Below are 20,720 nucleotides of genomic sequence, written 5' to 3'. Positions count from 1 at the left end.
TCATCCTCCAAAATTTGTTTGTTTTATTTTAAGATTGAATATTGCTTCAAATCTGTTACCTGTTTTTGAGAGCCGCGTGTTAAGGCTGTTTGGCCTGTACGTGACAATTCTTTGATTCCATAAGGGCGAAGCAGCTCAATCATCGCTTCTATTTTTTCGAAGTTTCCAACAACTTGAATGGTTACGCTATCTCTAGCCACATCAATGATGGTGGCTCGGAAAGGTTCGATAATCACATTGATTTCAGCTCGGGTTTGCGGTGTTGTTAATACTTTAATTAAGGCGAGCTCCCTTGATACTACTGCTTGATCCGTAATATCGGTCACTTTCAGCACATCCACTTGCTTATTAAGCTGTTTCAGCACCTGCTCTGCCACCCGCTCATCCTCTACGTGAACAATGACAGTCATTTTTGAAATGCCTTCTGTTTCCGTAGGGCCTACTGTAATACTTTCAATGTTGAATTGCCGTTTGGTAAACAATCCGGTAATTCTATTCAACACACCGCTTTGATTCAGTACGGTTACAGTCACTGTGCGTTTCATGGTTTCACCCCAATCATTTCATGAAGTCCTTTGCCTGGTGCAATCATCGGGCATACTTTTTCTTTCGGCTTAATCCGGCAATCAATTAGGACTGGCTCACGGCTATTTAACGTTTCATTTAGCACGCTTTCTGCCTCTTCTTCTGTAGTAACAGAGTAGCCCTTAATTCCATAAGCCTGAGCCAGTTTCACAAAGTCCGGCTGGCACGGAATCAGAGATTGCGAATACCTTTCTTCATAGAAAGCTTCCTGCCACTGCCTAACCATTCCAAGCGCCTGGTTGTTATAGATGATAATTTTAACTGGCAAATTCAACTCAGCAACAAGGCCTAGTTCTTGTAAAGTCATTTGAAAGCCAGCGTCTCCAGCGATCGCCACGACCGTATCTTCTGGATGAGCAATTTGCGCACCAATAGCAGCCGGGAAGCCGAATCCCATTGTTCCAAGGCCCCCTGATGTTACCCAGCGGTTTGGACGATTAAAGCCGTAATACTGTGCTGTCCACATTTGATGCTGCCCAACGTCTGTCGTAACAATCGCCTCACCGTTTGTAATATCATGGATCATTCTAGTTAACCGCTGAGGAGAAATGCCTTCTTCTTCCTCAGAGTGCCAAAGCGGAAACTCTTTTTGAGATTCTTTGAGCTGGATTCTCCACTCATTTGCATCTGGTGCAACTAAGTCGGTTTCAAGCAATTTCTCCAGCGCTTCTTTCGCATCCGCTACGATTGGAATATGAGTGTCGACGTTTTTACCGATTTCTGCCGGGTCAATGTCAATGTGAGCGACCGTTGCTTCAGGAGCAAAGTGCTGCAAGTTACCAGTTAATCGGTCATCGAACCGGGCACCAATGTTGACCAGCAAGTCCGCTTCATACATCGCCATATTGGCTGTGTATGTTCCATGCATACCACCCATTCCTAAGAATAATGGATGATCTGATGGGAACGAACCGAGCCCGAGAAGTGTATTGACTACCGGGATATTCATCTCTTCTGCAAAGGAAAGCAGCTGTTCTGAAGCATTTGCATGAATAACTCCTGCTCCCGCTAAGATAAGCGGCTTTTTCGCTTGGGCGACCGCATCTGCAAGCTTTTTAATCTGCAGAACATTAGGCGCAGTGTTTGGCTGATATCCTGGCAAATTAACTTCTGTTACAAATGTAGGATCTTCACCTAATGTGGTAGCAATGTCCTTTGGAATATCGATTAGAACAGGGCCAGGGCGGCCAGTTGTTGCAATATGGAAAGCTTCCCGAATGATCCTTGGCATCTCTTTTAAGTCACGCACTTGGTAGTTGTGCTTTGTGATTGGCATTGTGATTCCAATTACATCTGCTTCCTGGAAAGCATCCGTTCCAATGACTCCCGTTGCTACTTGCCCGGTGAAGACAACAAGAGGAAGAGAGTCCATCATAGCATCTGTAATACCTGTCACAAGGTTCGTTGCCCCCGGTCCAGAAGTGGCAATAACTACTCCGGGCTTACCTGACACTCTCGCGTATCCCTCAGCTGCATGAATAGCAGCCTGTTCATGTCTGGCTAGAATGTGCCGAATTGGATTTCTGTACAAGGCATCATATAACGGAAGAACAGCTCCACCCGGATAACCAAACACAACTTCTACTTCTTCTTTTTTCAGTGCTTCAATAAAGAGATCAGCTCCACTCATGGCCTGAGTCAACGGTTTGGCTTTTGTTTTTACTTTTGCGTTCATGCAATTTCCCTCCAAATTGTTGTTTTCCTAAATCGCAAGAGTGATTGGGCTCTTTAAGTAAAAAAACAAAAAGAAAAGTCTTTACACCCTCACGCCTACTAATCTACTAAGCGCAGGGGTGAAAAGACTTCTCTTTTCACGGTACCACCCTGGTTTATGACATTTTCACAAATGCCACCTCATGGACAATGTATTATTGTCCTTTTTGATAACGAGTAAATTCTACTCGACCGATCCTAATTGTTTCCGTTCAGACCGGCACTCAGAGGGGATGTCGTTGTAAGGGGTATGCCGGCTCTCAGCCCCGCCGGCTCTCTGTGAATACCGTTGCTTACAACTTTTTCCTCGTCAACGCTTTAATCATTAAATTTTCATAACTCCGCCTGTATTAGCAGAAGTAACAAGCTTAGAATATCTTGCTAAATAACCTTTTTTAATCTTTGGTTCTGGCTGTACCCAGTTTTTCTTTCTTTCTGCCAGTTCTTCTTCTGTTAGAACAACGTTGATTGTTCGATTTGGCAAGTCAATGATAATTTGATCTCCATTTTCAACGAAGGCAATCGGTCCGCCTTCAGCAGCCTCTGGAGAAATATGTCCAATGGAAATCCCTCTTGAAGCTCCAGAGAATCTTCCATCTGTGATAAGTGCGACTTTTTTATCAAGTCCCCGGCCTGCAATCGCTGAGGTTGGAGCGAGCATTTCCGGCATTCCAGGTCCTCCTTTTGGACCTTCATAACGAATGACGACGACATGACCTTCTCTTACTGTACCGTTGTCAATGCCTGCCTGAGCTTCTTCCTGTGAGTCGAAGACAATGGCCTCTCCCATAAATGTTTTAATGGAAGGATCAACTGCTCCGACTTTAATGACTCCACCATCGGGAGCTAGATTTCCAAATAGGATTGATAAACCACCGACAGGGCTATAAGGATTGTCGCTTGTACGAATAACTGCTTCATTCGTAATTTTCGCGTCTTTCACATTTTCGTAAACTGACTTTCCTGTGATGGTGATACGTTCTTTATTTAAGACACCAATGCGGCAAAGTTCATTGACAATGGCACTAATGCCGCCTGCTTCATGAACATCCTGCATCGTATAATCGGAAGCTGGACTGATTTTAGCTAAGTAAGGCACCTTTTTAGCAATTTCATTGATTCGTTTTAAATCATAATCAATTTCTGCTTCATGTGCGATCGCGAGCGTATGAAGAACTGTGTTCGTTGAGCCGCCCATCGCCATATCAAGTGCGAATGCATCATCAATCGCTTCTCTTGTAATAATGTCTCTTGGCTTAATATCGTTTTTAACTAAATCCATTAAATGATGAGCCGCCTGCTTAATCAGCTTATGACGCTCAGTAGACGTCGCTACGATTGTAGCATTTCCTGGCGGCGTCATGCCGAGCATCTCCATTAAGGAGTTCATAGAGTTTGCTGTGAACATTCCAGAACATGATCCGCATGTTGGGCAAGCATTGTTCTCAATTTCAAGCAGCTCTTCGGCTGACATCTTTCCTGAACGGTGAGCTCCGACTCCTTCAAAAACAGAAACGAGAGAAAGATGTTTTCCAGTACTTGTCTTTCCGCCTTCCATTGGTCCGCCAGAGACGAATACGGAAGGGACATTTGTTCTGGCAGCTGCCATTAACATCCCGGGAGTGATTTTGTCACAGTTAGGAATATAAAATACTCCGTCAAACCAGTGAGCATTGATAACTGTTTCAGCAGCATCTGCGATCAGCTCTCTGCTTGGCAGTGAGTATCTCATTCCGATATGCCCCATGGCAATACCGTCATCTACTCCGATCGTATTAAATTCGAAAGGAACGCCCCCAGCTTCGCGAATCGCGTCCTTCACCACTTCAGCAAATTTGTTTAAATGCACGTGGCCTGGGATAATATCAATATAAGAATTACAAACCCCAATAAAAGGTTTATGAAGATCTTCCGTTTTCACTCCTGCTGCATAAAGCAGACTGCGGTGAGGGGCACGATCAATCCCCTTCTTTATCATGTCGCTGCGCATAGTATCCCTCCAGGTGTTCTCTAGCTGCGTATAATGCTAAGATGATAGTTTCTGTTTTGAAATTCAGACTGTCGACGAAAGGTTCGTCCTCTTTTGTTCTTAATATTTCAATTCTTATTTATCACTTAAATCTGAAAATTAAGTTTATGTTGTGGTCAATCATATCTCGCTTTTCCCTATAGGTCAACACCTTTTAAGAAATTTTTAGACAATTAAAATTATTAACTTTTAACCTAAGAAAAATGCAATCGCTTACAAGGTTGATATCATCGCATTTTATTTTTTTGAAAAAATTTCGAAATTACTTTAAAATTTTTTTATTGCTTTTTACATCAACTTATGCATTTGTAACTCGAAGTTTCTATTTATACTTTCAGATAGCGCTTTCAGTACTTTTTTGATTTTGTATTAAATAAAAAAACTGTCCAAAAGCCAACGACCGAATGGCTTTTGAACAGCTCTTTTAGAATAATTCATTCCACTTATCAATTGCTTTATCTAACCAATTTTTTTCTTGCTTTTCTGGCTTCTTTTCTTCGATAGAATCTACGTCAAAACTAGTTCCTTCTAATTCAGGAAGAGTCTCTTCCATAATCTCTTTAAATAGCGGCACTGCTCCCTCAGAACTGTTTGTAGCAAGATGGTTGCTTGCAGACGCATTTTCTACACCAATCCAGACTGTCCCTACAACATCCGGCGTATAACCGACGAACCATTGATCTTTAGTCCCTACTACTCCTTTGATTGGTACTTGAGTAGAGCCCGTTTTACCTGCCAATTCAGTTCCCGGTATTCTTGCATTCTTACCAGACCCATGTTTTACAACGTTTAACAGCATAGCATTAATGTTATCTGTTACTTCTTTTGTTGTCACTTTCGTTTCCTTCGGCGTCCATTTCGGTTTTATTTCACCTTCTGGACCGATAATCTTTTGGATAAAAAAGCTCTCTTTACGCACTCCATCGTTTACAAAGGTTGTATAAGCCTGAGCAATATGCAAAGGTGCGACCCCTTTTGTCATGCCGCCTAACGCAATGGACAAGTTTTTATCTTTTTCTTCAACCGGGATTCCAAATCGCTTCAGTGCATCCAATCCTTTTGATAAACCAATTTCATTTAAGAGCCATACGGTCGGTACATTAAGGGATTTTTCAAGCGCCTTGTTCATCGTTACTTCTCCCCGGTAATTCCCTCCGTAGTTAGTCGGCTCGTAGTCCCCGAATTTCATTGGCTTGTCTGGCAGTATGGATGTCGGCTCATATCCTTCTTCAAGCGCAGGTGTGTACACAGCAAGCGGCTTTAAAGTCGAGCCTGGGGAAGTCCGCATTTGGGTAGCATAGTTAAATCCTCTGAATACATGCTCTCCCCGTTTTCCAACAATCGCCATCACGCCGCCTGTCTTTGGATTCAGCAAAATAGCGGCGCTTTGGGAATCATCCCCATTGACGGAATCAGGAAATAGCCAATCTTTTTTATACACCCGCTCAAGACCAGCCTGCACTTCCTGATCCATCGTCGTATAAATTTGATACCCTTTTGTTAACAGATCGTTCTGGGTTAATCCAAAACGGTTAATCGCTTCATTGATGACCGAATCTGTATAGTATGGATATTTGCCTTTTAACGGGTCACCGCTCTCGTCGTCAAGACGCGGCTGTGCCTGTTTGGCGCCTTCTGCTTCTTCGCTCGTAATATAGCCATACTTCTCCATTTGGCTAAGGACAACGTTCCGGCGGGCGATCGCTTTGTCCAAATTTTTGTAGGGATCAAGCGCAGAGGGCGCTTTAATAATCCCCGCTAACATAGCCGCCTCACTAAGCTTTAAATCTTCAACATCTTTTCCGAAATATTTTTTTGAAGCATTCTGAACACCCCATGCTCCACTGCCAAAGTAAATTGTATTTAAATACATTTCTAGTATTTCTTTTTTCTTGTATACTTTTTCAATTTCAATTGCTAAAAATAGCTCTTCCACTTTTCTCTTATACGTTTGTTCCGGTGATAAAAGGGCATTTTTTGTTAACTGCTGGGTGATGGTGCTTCCCCCTTGCACGACACCGCCAGAAAACATATTTTTGACAAAAGCCCTGCTCATTCCCTTTAAGTCAAAACCATTATGCTCGTAAAAGCGATGATCTTCAATCGATACAACCGCGTCTTGTAGATACTTTGGCATTTTGTCAATCGGCACGCTATCTGAACGGTTAGCGGATAATTTACTCGCTTTCTCTCCATCCACATCATAAAGAACAGTCGATTGCGACAATCCCTTTTTCAGCGTTTCTACATCCGCCGATTTCATAAAATAAACGATAAATCCGAGTCCGGCTAAAATAATAACCGACGCCAACAAAATCATAATTTGTGTTAAATGAAATTTCCTCCACAAATTTTTGATAGTTCTGCTAATCGCATTCATATCTGTGTTTCTTGCCTCCTGAATAAGCAAAATTCCTCTTTGCCCTAAGGCGAAGAGCGAAATTAACTATTGTCTCGTCCTTTATTTGTCTTTGTTTAACGCTTAGGTTAGACACAACGAGAGTTTTATTATAACTGATAGGCCTTAAATCGCCAATTTCCAACTAAATTCTAACGTAAAAATGCCTCGATGAACGTGGTAATTAGAAGTATTTCCAACAATAAAATCCATATGTCGACTTTTCCCATAAAGATCTTCACTTATATCATTCCAAAAAGCTCTATTATACTCAGTTGTTGATTTTCAGCGCAGACGCGAACATCCGCTGTTGAAAAACCTGTCATTTCGCAAAAAAAAGGCTAACGGTCAGGTACCGTCAGCCTTTTTTTTAATGTATTTTATTTTAATTTCTTTTCTTCTTCGTCTTCCATAACGCCTTTCATGCCACGCTTAAATTCGTGCAGCGTCTGTCCGGCTGCTTTGCCGAGCTGCGGAAGTTTAGAAGGTCCAAAAAGCAACAGGGCTACGATAAGAATAAGAGCTATTTCTCCGAATCCGAGATTCATATACAATTATCTCCTTTTGCTTTTACAAGCTGTTAATAGCGATATTATATAACAAGAACAAGAAATGTAAAATAAAAAACAGCAAATGTGCCTTTTTTGACACACCTGCTGTTTTTATTAACTAAGCGCCTGTTCGCTGTTCCTTGATGGTTCTTTTCTTTTCCGTTTCTGCCACGTAAACGGCACAAGCTGCATCGCCTGAAATATTAATAGCTGTCCGCGTCATATCAAGAATACGGTCGATGCCTAGAATTAAACCAATTCCTTCTACTGGCAAGCCAACACTGCTTAATACCATCGCCAGCATAATTAAGCCAACCCCTGGCACACCAGCTGTTCCGATACTGGCTAAAACAGCTGTTAACACAACAGTCGCAAGCTCACCCATCGTTAAATCGATATTGTATACTTGAGCAATAAAGATTGTGGCTACCCCTTGCATAATAGCTGTTCCATCCATGTTAATCGTCGCACCGAGCGGTTGGACAAAAGAACTGACAGACTTTGGCACATTCAACCGCTTTTGCGCTACTTCCATAGAAATCGGGAGTGTAGCATTACTGCTTGATGTACTAAACGCCACACTCATAGCAGGAGCAAAGTTTTTGAAAAACCAAAGCGGGCTTTTTTTAGCCAGCAGTAAAATCGTTCCCCCATAGGTTAGAATTCCATGGATAAATAAAGCAGCTAATACACAAATCATATAAACCCCCATCGCCCGGATAGCCGTCCATCCCTGGCTGCCAATAGCTGAAGCAAGCAAGCCAAATGTGCCGTATGGAGCAAATTTCATGACAAATCCAACTAGGTACATCATCAGGTCATTGCCTTGTTCTACTAAATTAAGAATCCCCTTTGTTTTTTCTCCTAGCGCTGTTAAGGCAAGACCAATAAAGAGAGCAAAAGCAATAATTTGCAGCATATTCCCTTCCGTCATCGCGGCTAGAGGGTTTTTCGGAATAATATTTAGCAGCGTTTCCCCTACAGGAGGTGCCTTTTCAGCAGAGAATTCAGCGCTTTTTACGTCAAATTCTCCTGCTTCGCCCGGCTGTACGATGCCTGCAATGATTAATCCGATAGTAATCGCAATAGTAGTCGTTATCAAAAAGTATGAAATCGTTTTCAATCCAATCCTGCCTAATTTTTTCGGATCTCCAAGACCTGCAGCTCCAAGAATAATAGATAAGAATACAATTGGTACAACGAGCATACTAATCAGGTTAAGAAAAATGCGGCCAAGTGGAGTAAAAAGATAAGGATCTAATACTTTGTATGCCCCTGGAGCGAATAGATTAAGCATCAGACCGACTATGGCACCAGCTATTAAAGCGATAATAATTTTCCCGGTAAGTTTCATCACCGTTCCCCTTTCCCAAATACAGTAATTTCGCACAAATTCTATCATAACGGACAAATATATAAAATTCAAAGAAATAAAAATATAGTTACATTTACCTCTTTTTTGACAATTCTAAACGCCTGCTCCCTCACTGTGATTCATGACAGTTATTTTATTTATTTGGTACGATAGATAAAAAAGATGTTGGAGGAAACCAATGAAAAAGAAGAGCCTCGAGCTAGATGAAGAAACTTTATTTATTGTTTCACAGACGTTTAAAGCCCTCTCGGATCCAACCCGGCTTCGAATTCTAAATTTGCTGTTTAATGGTGAGCACTCCGTAAATGACATTGCAGAAAAGTTATCGCTGCTTCAGTCTACTGTTTCCCATCAGCTTCGATTTTTAAAAAACTTACGGCTCGTTAAATATCGCCGGGAAGGAACGACTTTATTTTATTCACATGATGATGAACACGTAATTGACCTTCTTTCTCAAGCAATTGAGCATGCTAAGCATCATTAAAAAAGCGAATAAACATCTTTTTTCCTAGTTCTTTCGGTTACAAGCTTACTAATTTTTTTGTTATTTACGCATAATTTTAGAAAAAGGGGGTAAAAAAGAAATAGAATTGACAGCAAAGGGGCTTTAAGAATGGAGAACAAAAACATCTTATTTCTCTCTACATCAAATGACCTAAGCATCATGGCAGAAGGATGGGCCTCTAAGTTGGACGAACCTTCACTGAACTTTATCAGTGCAGCCTTTCGGACAATTCAAGAGAATGATCTTTTCATTGAGGCAATGAAGGAAGTTAATATAGATATAACAGACAGAGAGCCAAAGCTGCTGGCACCTCATCTCATCAAGAGTGCAGATTTGATTGTGAATATTTATGATTTTGAACGTGATCAGCAGCCTCCCCTCCTGCTAGCTTCCAACAAAAAGGTTCTTCGCTGGAATGTTCCCAATCCAGAACATTGTGCAGATACTACAGAGAAATGGGCAGCTTATCAAATCGTATGTGATCAGTTAGCTGAACATGTAAAAAAATTAACCAATGAATTAAATTAAGCCTCTTTACCCAGTCATGTCTAGTGGTAAAGAGGCTTGATTTTTTATAAGTAAATAAAATAAGCAAGGAAGGCTGCAAAGAGAACATAGAGAAGAGGATGAACTTCTTTTGCTTGTCCTTTTGCCAGCATGGCAATCGGGTAAAGAATAAAGCCAAGAGCAATTCCGCTCGCTACACTTGAAGTGAGCGGCATCATAATAATTGTGACAAATGCGGGAATAGTAACTTCAACCTGATCCCAACGAATATGTTTGATTTGGGTTGCCATTAAAGCACCTACGATGATCAATGCAGGAGCAGTCACTTCAGCTGTAATAACAGACAATAGCGGAGAAAAGAACAAAGCAACAGCAAATAAAGCTGAGATAACGATAGAAGTAAAGCCTGTTCTTCCTCCTGCTGCAATGCCAGCCGTTGATTCAACCATTGCCGCTGTCGTAGAAGTACCAAGAACAGCCCCAACGACCGTTGAAGAAGAATCCGCAAGCAGCGCTTTTCCAGCGTTAGGAATTTTATTATCTTTTACTAAACCTGCCTGACTTGCAATTGCGATAAGGGCTCCTGCCGTATCAAAGAAAGCGACAAATAGGAACGTGAAAATAACCGCAAGCATTTCCGGCGTAAAGATGCTATGCAAATGAGAGAATACGACTCCAAAAGTAGGACTAAGACTTGGGATGCCTCCAATAATTTCATGGGGCACGCGGATTAATCCTGCGATCATCCCGACGACTGTTGCGATGGCCATACCGTAAAAGATCGCTCCACCGATACCGCGCATCATCATGATAACCGTTACAACAAAGCCAAATATGGCTAGTAATACAGTTGGAGAATGTAAATCACCGATCCCGATGAAGGTTCCTTCGTTCGCTGTAATAATACCTGCATTTTTTAAACCAATAAAAGCAACAAAAAACCCAATACCACCGGCAATAGCATGCTTTAAGTCTTGTGGAATCACATTAATGATCATTTCACGGATTTTCAGTAAACTTAAAATAACGAACAAAACACCTGAAATAAAGACTCCTGTTAAGGCTGTTTGCCAAGGAATCCCCATGCCGATACAGACTGAAAAGGTGAAAAACGTATTTAGTCCCATACTTGGTGCGATGCCAATAGGATAATTAGCCAGTAAGCCAATCAATAAAGAACCGATAATAGCTGATAAAGCAGTAGCTGTAAAAACAGCACCTTTATCCATACCAGATTGACTAAGAATGATTGGATTAACGACGAGAATATATGCCATGGACAAAAAGGTAGTAATGCCAGCTAGCGTCTCTTGTTTATAGGTTGTGCCCCGTTCCTGAAAAGCAAAAAAATGTTTCATTGTGCGCTCCTCCACTATATGGAATTTCAATAAAAAAACTTCCGCTAAAAACGGAAGCTGCTGGCTGACATACAAGTATAGTGAATAAGCAAAAAACATCTCCACTATCCTTTGTAGTCAGGCTATTTACGGCAGCCTGGTAGAAACGTTCAAGCCCTATTCTTGAACTTATACAAAAGCGTTAGTTTTATTTAATTGCGAAAATTATATCAAAATATAAATAATAAGTAAATCAGCCTATTTAAATTCACAATCTTCTTTTATTTGCTGATGCATTCATTTATTGAAACTTTACCTAAAGCGCCTCCGTACATTAACTAAGATAGAGAAGGTGGGATAAAAATGGAATCGAAAGAGCAGTTATTAGTGGAGCTTACAGCGATCGAAAAGTGGGAACAAGAGCAAAAACATCTATGGGTTTGGGACAAGATTGCTCGTCTCCCCTTTAAATTGCTAGATAAGGTGACACCAAAAATCATTCAAAATAAAATCGCGCTTCTGCTTGATGAAATTGGGAATTTTATTCAAACAGGGGGTCAATACCTCGTTCAAGAAAAGAGCATCTTAACGAAAATTCAAGAAGCTAACCCTGAAAAAAAGATTGAATCTGTTGAAGACGTCGGGGCAATCAAGCTTGAGAAGATGAATCATATAGCCGAAGAGTTAAAAAAATCACGTGCTAACATGGCAACCGTTCAAGGTGCTTCAACAGGGATTGGCGGCTTATTTACTTTAGCTGTGGATATCCCGCTTCTGCTCGGCTTGTCTCTGAAAACGCTGCAAGAAATCGCGATTGCCTACGGCTACGATCCGACAGAAAAGGAAGAGCGGATTTTCATTATTAAATGTCTGCAATTTACGTCTTCAGACGTTGTCGGAAAAAAAGCGATTTTAAATGAATTATCGGCCTTTTATGCAAAGCGGGGACACAGCAGAGAAATGATGTCACAATTACAAGGCTGGCGCGAAGTCGTCTATACGTACCGTGATCAATTCGGCTGGAAAAAAATGATGCAGCTCGTCCCCATTGCCGGTATTGTATTTGGTGCTTTTACAAATCGTTCTGCTATTCTAGATGTGGCCGAAACGGCTACTATGCTATATAAAAAGCGGCGGATCATGGAACGTTTGCAAGAAATCAATAGTCAATCAGGCAGCTCCGTGTAAAGAGCTGTCTGATTGACTATCCTTTCCTATTAAGCACCGTCAGTCAGCTTGCCCTCCATAGACTAAAAATTCAATCTAACTTTTTGTCCAACTCTTCGTCTTTTTCGAGGAATTTATTCTCAATCGCCTCTTGATTACCATAAATAAACAATTGATCACCTTCTTGAATTTTTTCTTCATCTAACCGGTTACGAATGTTGACTTTTCCACGCTTAATGAACAAAATGCTAATGTCTTCACCTCGTTCTACAAGGTCTGACGCCTTCTTATCGATAAATTTTGAATCCTCTTTAATGACAATGTCTGTCACTAAATCATTTTCGTCTAAATACAGGGCATCTTTAATCGGCAGTTCGGAGATTTCTAGCTTCTTTTCCATTTCATGATTCAGCTTCTTTTTCAATCGCTCTCGAATGAAGGGCGTTTTGCCAATCAGCAGCATAACAAGCAGGATCACATTAATGATCATCAATTCTTTTAAACGTAAATCATTTGATAAAATATTTGTTATCGAGGAAATCACCACCGCGAGTGAAAAAGCTCCAAATAAGATGAGGAACATACTTAACCGCCTGCGCACAGGGTGATCCATAATCAACTGGGCTTCATCTGTAGTGAAGCCAGTGTTTGTTAGCATGGAAATGACTTGATAACGGGAAACGGCTGTTTCCAGTCCTGTTAAATTAAAGAGAATAACGGAAATTTCAATCACAAAAGCAACAATTAAGAAATACAGGATCATAAAAACCATCCCCATTATTTTCTGCTCTCCTTTCGGAAATTGGCTTCAAGAAACTTTTCCCTTCCCATTTAAAACTAAAACTACAACCAAGTCATAACAGATAGAGTCAGGAACCACAAAAAAACGGGCGGCCGGAAAAGCCGGCACCCGCTTGTTATAAATACTTCCTCTGTACTTTATGACCGCTAAAACTAAACAGGATTTCACGATCCTCTACCATTGTTTCCAAATGAACGGTTCTTCCCCATAACGTATACAAATGCGGCAACACTTTTTCCAAGTATTTCAGGTCCAGCTCAACTCCCTCATACCAATGTTTAACATACAGCTCTCCGGCTTTCATGTAATCACCATCGTTCACCGTTAAATAAGGAAAACCGCCATTTACTCTCATATTCACGAGCTGGTCGCGCACGTTTGTCCAATCTTTATCAGTTATTTTATAATCTTTCCCTTTTTTCTGGAATAAATACATATCTTCTCGATGAACTAGTTCTTTCGTTAAATAATTGCGTAAGAATGAAATATCCGATTCAATTTCCCGCACTTCAAATATCTTTTCACGCCCTGATCCTTCTTTAACGCCGCGGCGTTTCATTTCTTCTGTTGGATTATTATATCGCTCTTCAATATCCTCAAACATTTTTAGCCCTAAATAATAAGGGTTAATGGACGTACGCGATGGCTGGACAACGCCGGCATTTAATTTGGCAAATTCAATAGCCTCCCCTGACGTTAAGTCAAGCTCACGGATAATCCGCTGATGCCAATAGGAAGCCCAGCCTTCGTTCATAATTTTTGTCTCGAGCTGCGGCCAAAAATACAGCATCTCCTCTCGCACCATCGTCATAATATCACGCTGCCAGTCCTCAAGGTCCCGGCTATATTGTTCAATGAATAATATTAAGTCCTTTTCTGGCCGTGGCGGGATCATTTTTTTCGTCTTTTTCGGCACTAACTCAAAGGTATTGGATTCATCTAGTGACCATAGATCATCGTACGGCCCTTTTTTCTTTTCCGTTTCTATTTCCGCTTCTTCTGTCTGCCAGTAAAGCTGCCGCCTTAAAAGTGATGGGTCAATATGCTCCTCAATCGCAAGAACAGCGTCTAAAAACTTCTCCACCGTCTCCTTGCCGTGATCAATTTCATACTGACGAACTCTGTCAGCCGTTGCTGCCATGCTCTCCACCATATGACGGTTTGTTTGCTGAAAGCGCACATTATTTTTGAAAAAATCACAGTGGGCCAACACGTGAGCGACAATCAGTTTATTTTGGATCAAGGAATTCGTATCAAGCAAGAAAGCGTAGCACGGGTTAGAATTGATGACAAGCTCATATATTTTACTAAGGCCGAGATCATATTGCAGCTTCATCTTGAAGAACTGTTTGCCGAAACTCCAATGCGAAAAACGAGTCGGCATCCCATAAGCACCAAACGTGTAAATAATATCCGCCGGGCAAATTTCATATCTCATCGGATAAAAGTCAAGGCCGAATCCCGTCGCAATCTCCGTAATCTCATCAATGGCATACTGAAGGTCTTTCATTTCTGCCTCATTCATTTTGTTTCCCCCTTTTGCCCTTTAACAAATACTTATGAAAAAAAGCAAAAGGTCATACCCCCTTTTCCTCTGAATCCCTCTTCTATTTTCAAGCGGGTGCTATCCCAGTATTTACAGAGGAAGTTTTATTCGGGGGAACACATACTATAGATAGTTCCTCTAACAGGGGTGGATAAGCAATGGATTATACAGATTATGATCGCGTATTATACTATGTTCATCGCTCAGATTGGACGAACCTGCTTATATTAATGGTCCGGACGAAAGACCATTTACTATCGAAAAAAATTGAACATTTTCTCCATGCTCGCTCATTCCCTAATTCTTATTCTGCTGTGGAAAAAACTTTTTATACATTGTTCCATTATGTAGAGCATGCCAATTCGTTAAGAGCCTAGAGGAATTCCACCAGTGACAGCGGCCAGAAAGGATTTTCCCCCTTTCTGGCTGCTTTGACGTACATATAACCAGTTGAAGCAGCAGGGCTGATTAGTTTACTTTTTTTCCTTACTAATACTATAATCATCTAGAGAAATTTGTATAACAAAGGAGAAGGTATGAAAAAAGAAAATCTGCTTTTAATTGCCTGGGGAGCTTCTTTTATTGCCATGCTTGGCAGTTTATATTTTTCAGAAGTGATGAAATATGAACCTTGTGAGCTTTGCTGGTATCAACGGATTTTAATGTATCCGCTTGTCTTGATTCTCGGTCTTGCTATTATTAAGAAAGATGAAACGGCTGCCCGTTATTCCTTGACTCTTTCAGCTGTTGGAGGATGTATTTCTCTCTATCACTATGCGATCCAAAAGATTGATTTCTTTACTGATACAGCCCCAGCTTGCGGCAGAGTTCCATGCACAGGGATGTATATTAACTGGTTCGGCTTTATAACGATTCCTTTTTTGGCACTTACAGCCTTCATCATTATTTTTATAACTAGCTTACTCGTTATGAAGAGAAAGGAAGTTGCTTAACTTGAAAAAAATTATTATTTTTGCGGCTATTATTTTAATTTTATTTGCAGCCATTGTTTTTTTAACAAAGTACCAGCAAAACGAAGCGTCTAAAGACAATCCTTACGGAAAAAAAGAATTGCATCCGGAAACAATTAAGCAGCTGGATGATCCGAATTATAGCAATCTCATTTTACCGGATGACTTAAAAAAGAAATTGGAAGATGGAGAAGATCTTTTCGTTTATTTTTACAGCCCGACGTGCCCACACTGTCAAAATACAACTCCAGTGCTTATGCCGCTTGCTAAGGAGAAAAATGTTGAGATCCATCAGTTCAACCTTCTTGAGTTCGAGGATGGGTGGGATGACTATCAAATTCAATCAACCCCTACTCTCGTTTACTTTAAAAATGGAGTAGAACAAGAACGTCTCGTTGGCAGCCAGCCGAAAGAAACATTCGACCAATTTATTGAAACCCATAAAGAGAAATAACAGCTCCCCTGCCGTTCAGTGGCAGGGGATTCTTTATAAAAAGGCTCTGGGAATAACCATTGTTTAGAAGAGATTACAAAAAACATTTCTTCAATAATATAATTGTAAAATAAAAAAGCCTTCTGATTCACACAGAGAAGGCTCAAATCAAATAGATGTTAGCGGGTGTAGCGCAGGATAAATCGAGGACCATGCTTTTTTTATTGTGAAAATGACTTAGAAAAAAAGGCAAACGAATGTCGAACTTTTGTAAAATCGCCGTGTTTTTTTCAAATATTTCCTTATAATGTAAAGGCAGGCTAGCTGGCTCGCCTGTTTCAAGAATGGAGATAATCGTCTGGAGGCTGGAGATCACTTGAAAAGCATCCTGGAGAGTACCGAAGAGCTGAAAATGATCATCCGTCAGTTGAAGTATGCCTAATTTGTACATAGCTTGTAATTCTTCTTTTTCAAAAAAAAGCGGAAGAATTTCTTCTTTTAACTGCCGAACTAACTCATTAATTATTTCTTCCTGTTCGGTAGTGGAGGCAATTATTACTCTCAAAAAAACACCTTCCCTGCTGCGTCTATTGATGACATGATAGATAACTCAAGAATAACATATAACCTATTTAATAACGTTGGTAATTTTGTGAAATAGGGTAAGATACATAAAAGGTGGGAAACATTTTGTATAAGACGAATCGAAAAGGCAAGATATATGAGCTGATTATTCCTTCAGAATGGGCCGGAGAAACGGTTACTTCTATTTTAAAAGACAAGTGGAAGCTTTCTAAAAAAATGATCCATCAATGGAGAATGGATAAAACGATCCGGCTGAACGGACAAATAGCGGATTGGCAGGCACCTCTTCAAAAAGGGGACCTGCTGCAGCTGCCGTTGTTCCACTCTTCTGGAGAAATCCCTGCCCCTTCCTTTTTGGAGGTAGACATTTTATATGAGGACGATCATTTAATTGTGGTGAATAAACCAGCGGGAATCAAAACACATCCTAATGACGAGACAGAAACCCATTCGCTGCTCAATGCTGTTGCCTGCCATGTTCAGCTATCCGGTGAGCATGGTTTCCTTCGGCATATTCATCGTCTTGATGAACATACGAGCGGCGTTGTGCTATTCGCAAAGCATGAGGCAGCCTACACGGTGCTCTCCCGTCTATTAGAAGAACGCCTCATTAAAAGAACTTATGTTGCGGCCGTTCATGGTATCCTTCACAAAAGAAAAGGGACGATCAATAATCCAATTGGAAGGGATCGGCATCACCCTACGAGAAGGCGTGTTTCTCCGTCAGGCCAAACAGCTCTTACTTACTATGAGGTCATGCAAAAAGATAGCAGCCGCAACCTTTCCACCGTGAAGTGTCAGCTGGCCACTGGACGAACTCATCAGATCCGGGTCCACTTTTCTGCCATGGGCCACCCTCTTGCAGGAGACCTTTTGTATGGAGGAAAGCCGCTTGTAAAAAGACAGGCCCTTCATGCTGCTGAAATTGAAATACCGCATCCTTTCACAGGAGAGAGCATTACTTGCCGAGCACCGATCCCAAATGATATCAGCCCTCTTTTTAATTAAAAGGTTCTGACTTGGGATCAACTCACATGGACTTTCATCTAAAGAAGCGGTTTCTTCGCTTCTTTAGATGAAGAGCATTTGTTGCCTATCACTGCGAGGGTGTTGCGACACGATGTCGCGTATTTAGCTGTTATCCAGCTCTAGGCGCTAACGCGTACGGTGGTTTCGGGCTCTCTGTCGGAGTCAAAGAACGACTCCTTGTCGAGTCCTCCAACCTCCTATCGCACTGGGCGAGCGCCTGCCGCTTTTAGAATCAAAACCCATTCTCAAATTGGTCAGGGTCAGGACCGAATCTTTCTTCTTTATTTAGGGCATTGATGTTTTTCATGTCTTCAAGGGAAAGTTCAAAGTCAAAGAGTTCGCTGTTTTCTTTAATTCTTTCTGGATGTACAGACTTTGGAATGACCACTGTTCCATTTTGTAGATGCCAGCGCAAAATAACTTGTGTCACTGACTTGTTATATTTTTTCGCTAGATGGTTCAGCGTTGGTTCGCTAGCTAATTTGTTCCGGGCAATGGGAGACCATGCTTCGACAACGATGTTTTTCTCCTGGCAGTATGCTCGCAATTTCTCTTGCGTTAGATATGGATGATTTTCAATTTGATTAATGGCGGGTACTTCATTGCAAACAGCGAGCAGTTCTTCTAGATGGTGAATCTGGAAGTTGCAGACACCAATTGCTTTAGCTGCTCCCTCGCTGTATAACTTCTCAAGTGCCCGCCATGTTTCCCGATATTTATTTTTATCTTTTCCGGGCCAGTGAATTAAATATAAGTCTATATAATTTGTTTGCAGCTTATTTAACGAGGTTTCAAATGCTTTCATCGTTTGATCATATCCCTGGTCGCTGTTCCACACTTTCGTTGTGAGGAAAATCTCATCCCGGCTAACATCGCTTGCTCTCACGGCATCACCGACGATCTGTTCATTTTCATAGATAGCAGCTGTGTCGATGAGACGGTATCCCATGCGCAGAGCGGATTGAATGGCAAAATTTGCTTCGATCTCATCTGTCATTTTGTAAACACCAAGACCTACTTGAGGGATCGCTAGTCCATTATTCAGCGTCAACGTATCCTGTAAATTTGCAGCAACTTTCATGTTTATTCCTCCTTTCACATTTCCTTTTATTGTACCGTCAAATAAAAAGGGATGCGACTATTTGACTTTGAGGAGGTGTAAACAAATAATTTTTCCGTCTTTTTTCGACAAACTCTTTTTTCTTCGACTTTATTCAAGTAAAATAGTACTGTTAGCCATTTTTTATAACTAGGAGGCTTTTCAAATTGTTTAAACACAAAAAGGATAAATTCACTATCTTGCTTAATTCAATTGCAGTCAATTTGAAGGAAAGTGCCGATTACTTTGCTGACTACAAGCTAAAGAATGCCAGCGACTTAAAAGTTTTTTACAACGAAATGAAAACGTTCGAAACAAAAGGGGATGAATTAATTCATGAGGTGATTAAAGAATTAAATCAATCCTTTATTACGCCAATCGAACGGGAAGACATTTTAGCGTTGGCAATGAGTATGGATGATGTCCTTGACGGTCTTGAAGAAACAGCGGCGATGTTTGAAATGTATTCCATCATCAACGTCGATGACTATATGCTGAAATTCGTTGAAGCCATCCGCGGCTGTTCTGTTGAAATTGAACGTGCTGTTGATTTACTCGAAACGAAAAAGCTGCTGCCAATTCGTGAACATGTCATTAAAATCAAAGATTATGAAACAGCGTGCGATGGGATACGCCGCCAGTCCATTAAACATTTATTTGTCACAGAAAAAGACCCAATCCAGTTGATTAAGCTAAAAGAAATCTATGAAAGCTTAGAACAGATTGCCGATTCTTGTCAGGATGTAGCTAATACTCTGGAAACGATCATTATGAAAAACGCTTAAGGAGCGCCCTAATTTATGGATTCTCTACTTATTATTACTGTATTAATTGTTATTTGCGCTTTATCGTTTGATTTTATTAATGGCTTCCATGATACGGCAAATGCGATCGCTACCTCTGTCTCCACTAAAGCTCTTAAGCCGCGGCATGCGATTATCCTAGCCGCTTCGATGAACTTTTTAGGAGCGATGACGTTTACCGGGGTAGCCAAAACCATTACAAAAGATATCGTTGATCCATTCATGCTTGAAAATGGATCAACTGTTATTTTAGCCGCTTTGATCTCAGCAATTCTTTGGAATTTGATCACATGGTATTATGGAATTCCAAGCAGTTCATCCCATGCCTTGATCGGCTCTATTGCCGGTGCAGCCATTGCTGCCGCTGGTGTTGGGATCTTGAATTACAGTGGTTTCTTTAAGATTATTCAAGCATTGATTCTTTCACCAATTATTGCTTTTGTTGGCGGCTATATCATCTACAGCATATTTAAAGTCGTATTTAAGGACAACAATTTGCCGAAAACGAATCGTCGTTTCCGTCACTTTCAAGTATTCACGGCTGCTCTTCAGTCGTATACACACGGTACGAACGATGCCCAAAAAGCAATGGGGATTATTACAATGGCTCTTATCGCTAACAATTATCAATCCACAACCGATATTCAGTTATGGGTACAGTTTTCCTGTGCTGCCGCAATGGGGATTGGAACTTCTGTAGGCGGTTGGAAGATTATTAAAACAGTTGGCGGCAAAATCATGAAAATTCGTCCTGTTAATGGGGTAGCAGCTGACTTAACATCCGCTGCCATTATCTTTGGGGCTACTTTTATTCATTTGCCAGTCAGCACGACACACGTCATCTCCTCTTCAATTTTAGGGGTTGGTGCTTCTCACCGGATTCGTGGCGTTAAATGGGGAACGGCTCAACGCATGCTTATCACATGGGTCATCACTTTGCCAATATCAGCTGCGATTGCCGCTCTGGCCTATTTTATTCTTGACTTATTTCTATAAAAAGCTGTTCCGCACTCTCTCGCGGAACAGCTTTTTTAAAACACATATTTCCTTACTATATTTAAAAACAGAACAAAGGCAATAACAAACATTAAAATGATCAATATCTTCTCTTGTTTGCTTCCAGGCATGTTATTTCTCCTTTGCAAAATTTTTTTGTTGAATATCCTATCATGCATTCTCTCACAGTCTACAGCAATCAGCTCTTCTAATCCACCAGATGAACAAAAATCTGTATAACTTGATTTCCCTATTAAGATACTGAAAAGAAAAGATGGCTAACAAATCA

The 20,720-nt window shown here is 40.9% G+C and carries 20 protein-coding genes, 1 riboswitch and 1 other annotated feature; of the genes, 9 read left to right on the top strand and 11 right to left on the bottom strand.

Annotated elements, in window-relative coordinates:
• Nucleotides 1-23: 23 nt before the first annotated feature.
• The 6 genes from ilvN to AC623_RS03410 all read right to left on the bottom strand — a co-directional run bounded on the left by ilvN (nt 24) and on the right by AC623_RS03410 (nt 8,630).
• Nucleotides 24-545 (bottom strand): acetolactate synthase small subunit, encoded by a 522-nt coding sequence (gene ilvN, locus AC623_RS03435; protein WP_049660569.1) that lies wholly within the window; start codon nt 543-545, stop codon nt 24-26.
• Nucleotides 542-2,260 carry an acetolactate synthase large subunit gene (gene ilvB, locus AC623_RS03430; protein WP_049660567.1) on the bottom strand — a complete coding sequence of 573 codons (1,719 nt, stop codon included), beginning with the start codon at nt 2,258-2,260 and terminating at the stop codon, nt 542-544. The genes ilvN and ilvB overlap by 4 nt, the downstream gene beginning before the upstream one ends.
• Before the next feature lie 111 nt (nt 2,261-2,371).
• Nucleotides 2,372-2,621, bottom strand: a binding site (T-box leader).
• A gap of 2 nt (nt 2,622-2,623) precedes the next feature.
• The gene (gene ilvD, locus AC623_RS03425) at nt 2,624-4,288 is read right to left on the bottom strand and encodes a dihydroxy-acid dehydratase (protein WP_049660564.1); all 1,665 of its coding nucleotides are present in this window, start codon (nt 4,286-4,288) and stop codon (nt 2,624-2,626) included.
• Between the two features lie 463 nt (nt 4,289-4,751).
• Complete coding sequence (locus tag AC623_RS03420; RefSeq protein ID WP_049666204.1) at nt 4,752-6,707, bottom strand: transglycosylase domain-containing protein; 1,956 nt, start codon at nt 6,705-6,707, stop codon at nt 4,752-4,754.
• A gap of 398 nt (nt 6,708-7,105) precedes the next feature.
• Nucleotides 7,106-7,273 carry a twin-arginine translocase TatA/TatE family subunit gene (tatA, locus tag AC623_RS03415; RefSeq protein ID WP_049660563.1) on the bottom strand — a complete coding sequence of 56 codons (168 nt, stop codon included), beginning with the start codon at nt 7,271-7,273 and terminating at the stop codon, nt 7,106-7,108.
• 121 nt (nt 7,274-7,394) lie between these two features.
• Complete coding sequence (locus AC623_RS03410; RefSeq protein ID WP_049660561.1) at nt 7,395-8,630, bottom strand: dicarboxylate/amino acid:cation symporter; 1,236 nt, start codon at nt 8,628-8,630, stop codon at nt 7,395-7,397.
• 199 nt (nt 8,631-8,829) lie between these two features.
• On the opposite strand from AC623_RS03410, the gene AC623_RS03405 reads away from it, so the two are divergent.
• Together AC623_RS03405 and AC623_RS03400 are read left to right on the top strand one after the other, a co-directional pair.
• Nucleotides 8,830-9,135, top strand: a complete 306-nt coding sequence (locus AC623_RS03405) for an ArsR/SmtB family transcription factor (protein ID WP_049660560.1) — start codon at nt 8,830-8,832, stop codon at nt 9,133-9,135.
• 129 nt (nt 9,136-9,264) lie between these two features.
• On the top strand, nt 9,265-9,684 hold the full coding sequence (locus AC623_RS03400; protein WP_049660558.1) for a hypothetical protein: 420 nt from the start codon (nt 9,265-9,267) through the stop codon (nt 9,682-9,684).
• 44 nt (nt 9,685-9,728) lie between these two features.
• Here AC623_RS03400 and AC623_RS03395 read toward each other — a convergent pair whose 3' ends face one another.
• Entirely contained in the window at nt 9,729-11,021 is a 1,293-nt protein-coding gene (locus AC623_RS03395; RefSeq protein ID WP_049666203.1) for an NCS2 family permease, read from the bottom strand.
• Between the two features lie 94 nt (nt 11,022-11,115).
• A riboswitch (purine riboswitch) is annotated at nt 11,116-11,217 on the bottom strand.
• A 146-nt stretch (nt 11,218-11,363) separates the two neighbouring features.
• Here AC623_RS03395 and AC623_RS03390 point away from each other — a divergent pair.
• Nucleotides 11,364-12,188 carry an EcsC family protein gene (locus AC623_RS03390; protein WP_049660557.1) on the top strand — a complete coding sequence of 275 codons (825 nt, stop codon included), beginning with the start codon at nt 11,364-11,366 and terminating at the stop codon, nt 12,186-12,188.
• 70 nt (nt 12,189-12,258) lie between these two features.
• On the opposite strand, the gene AC623_RS03385 is transcribed toward AC623_RS03390, so the two are convergent.
• A complete protein-coding gene (locus AC623_RS03385) occupies nt 12,259-12,945 on the bottom strand; it encodes a TrkA C-terminal domain-containing protein (protein ID WP_049660556.1) in 687 nt (228 codons plus the stop codon).
• Nucleotides 12,946-13,084: 139 nt separating this feature from the next.
• Entirely contained in the window at nt 13,085-14,494 is a 1,410-nt protein-coding gene (locus AC623_RS03380) for a SpoVR family protein (RefSeq protein WP_049660554.1), read from the bottom strand.
• A gap of 179 nt (nt 14,495-14,673) precedes the next feature.
• On the opposite strand from AC623_RS03380, the gene AC623_RS03375 reads away from it, so the two are divergent.
• The 3 genes from AC623_RS03375 (at nt 14,674) to AC623_RS03365 (ending at nt 15,940) form a co-directional block, all read left to right on the top strand.
• Nucleotides 14,674-14,892, top strand: a complete 219-nt coding sequence (locus tag AC623_RS03375; RefSeq protein ID WP_049660553.1) for a YhdB family protein — start codon at nt 14,674-14,676, stop codon at nt 14,890-14,892.
• Between the two features lie 159 nt (nt 14,893-15,051).
• Nucleotides 15,052-15,468, top strand: a complete 417-nt coding sequence (locus AC623_RS03370) for a disulfide formation protein C (RefSeq protein ID WP_049660552.1) — start codon at nt 15,052-15,054, stop codon at nt 15,466-15,468.
• Between the two features lies 1 nt (nt 15,469).
• Entirely contained in the window at nt 15,470-15,940 is a 471-nt protein-coding gene (locus tag AC623_RS03365; protein ID WP_049660550.1) for a thioredoxin family protein, read from the top strand.
• A gap of 142 nt (nt 15,941-16,082) precedes the next feature.
• Here AC623_RS03365 and AC623_RS03360 read toward each other — a convergent pair whose 3' ends face one another.
• Complete coding sequence (locus AC623_RS03360; protein ID WP_049660548.1) at nt 16,083-16,484, bottom strand: DUF5365 family protein; 402 nt, start codon at nt 16,482-16,484, stop codon at nt 16,083-16,085.
• A 125-nt stretch (nt 16,485-16,609) separates the two neighbouring features.
• On the opposite strand from AC623_RS03360, the gene AC623_RS03355 reads away from it, so the two are divergent.
• Entirely contained in the window at nt 16,610-17,512 is a 903-nt protein-coding gene (locus tag AC623_RS03355; protein WP_049660547.1) for an RluA family pseudouridine synthase, read from the top strand.
• A 253-nt stretch (nt 17,513-17,765) separates the two neighbouring features.
• Here AC623_RS03355 and AC623_RS03350 read toward each other — a convergent pair whose 3' ends face one another.
• The gene (locus AC623_RS03350; RefSeq protein ID WP_049660545.1) at nt 17,766-18,614 is read right to left on the bottom strand and encodes an aldo/keto reductase; all 849 of its coding nucleotides are present in this window, start codon (nt 18,612-18,614) and stop codon (nt 17,766-17,768) included.
• A gap of 185 nt (nt 18,615-18,799) precedes the next feature.
• Here AC623_RS03350 and AC623_RS03345 point away from each other — a divergent pair, with 185 nt between their 5' ends.
• On the top strand, nt 18,800-19,417 hold the full coding sequence (locus AC623_RS03345) for a DUF47 domain-containing protein (RefSeq protein WP_049660543.1): 618 nt from the start codon (nt 18,800-18,802) through the stop codon (nt 19,415-19,417).
• 15 nt (nt 19,418-19,432) lie between these two features.
• Nucleotides 19,433-20,431: an inorganic phosphate transporter gene (locus AC623_RS03340; protein ID WP_049660542.1), complete on the top strand. Its 999-nt coding sequence runs from the start codon at nt 19,433-19,435 to the stop codon at nt 20,429-20,431.
• Nucleotides 20,432-20,720 lie beyond the last annotated feature (289 nt).

Source organism: Bacillus sp. FJAT-27231 (assembly GCF_001183975.1).
GTDB lineage: Bacteria > Bacillota > Bacilli > Bacillales > Domibacillaceae > Pseudobacillus > Pseudobacillus wudalianchiensis.
This window is presented reverse-complemented; position numbering and strand designations above follow the sequence as displayed.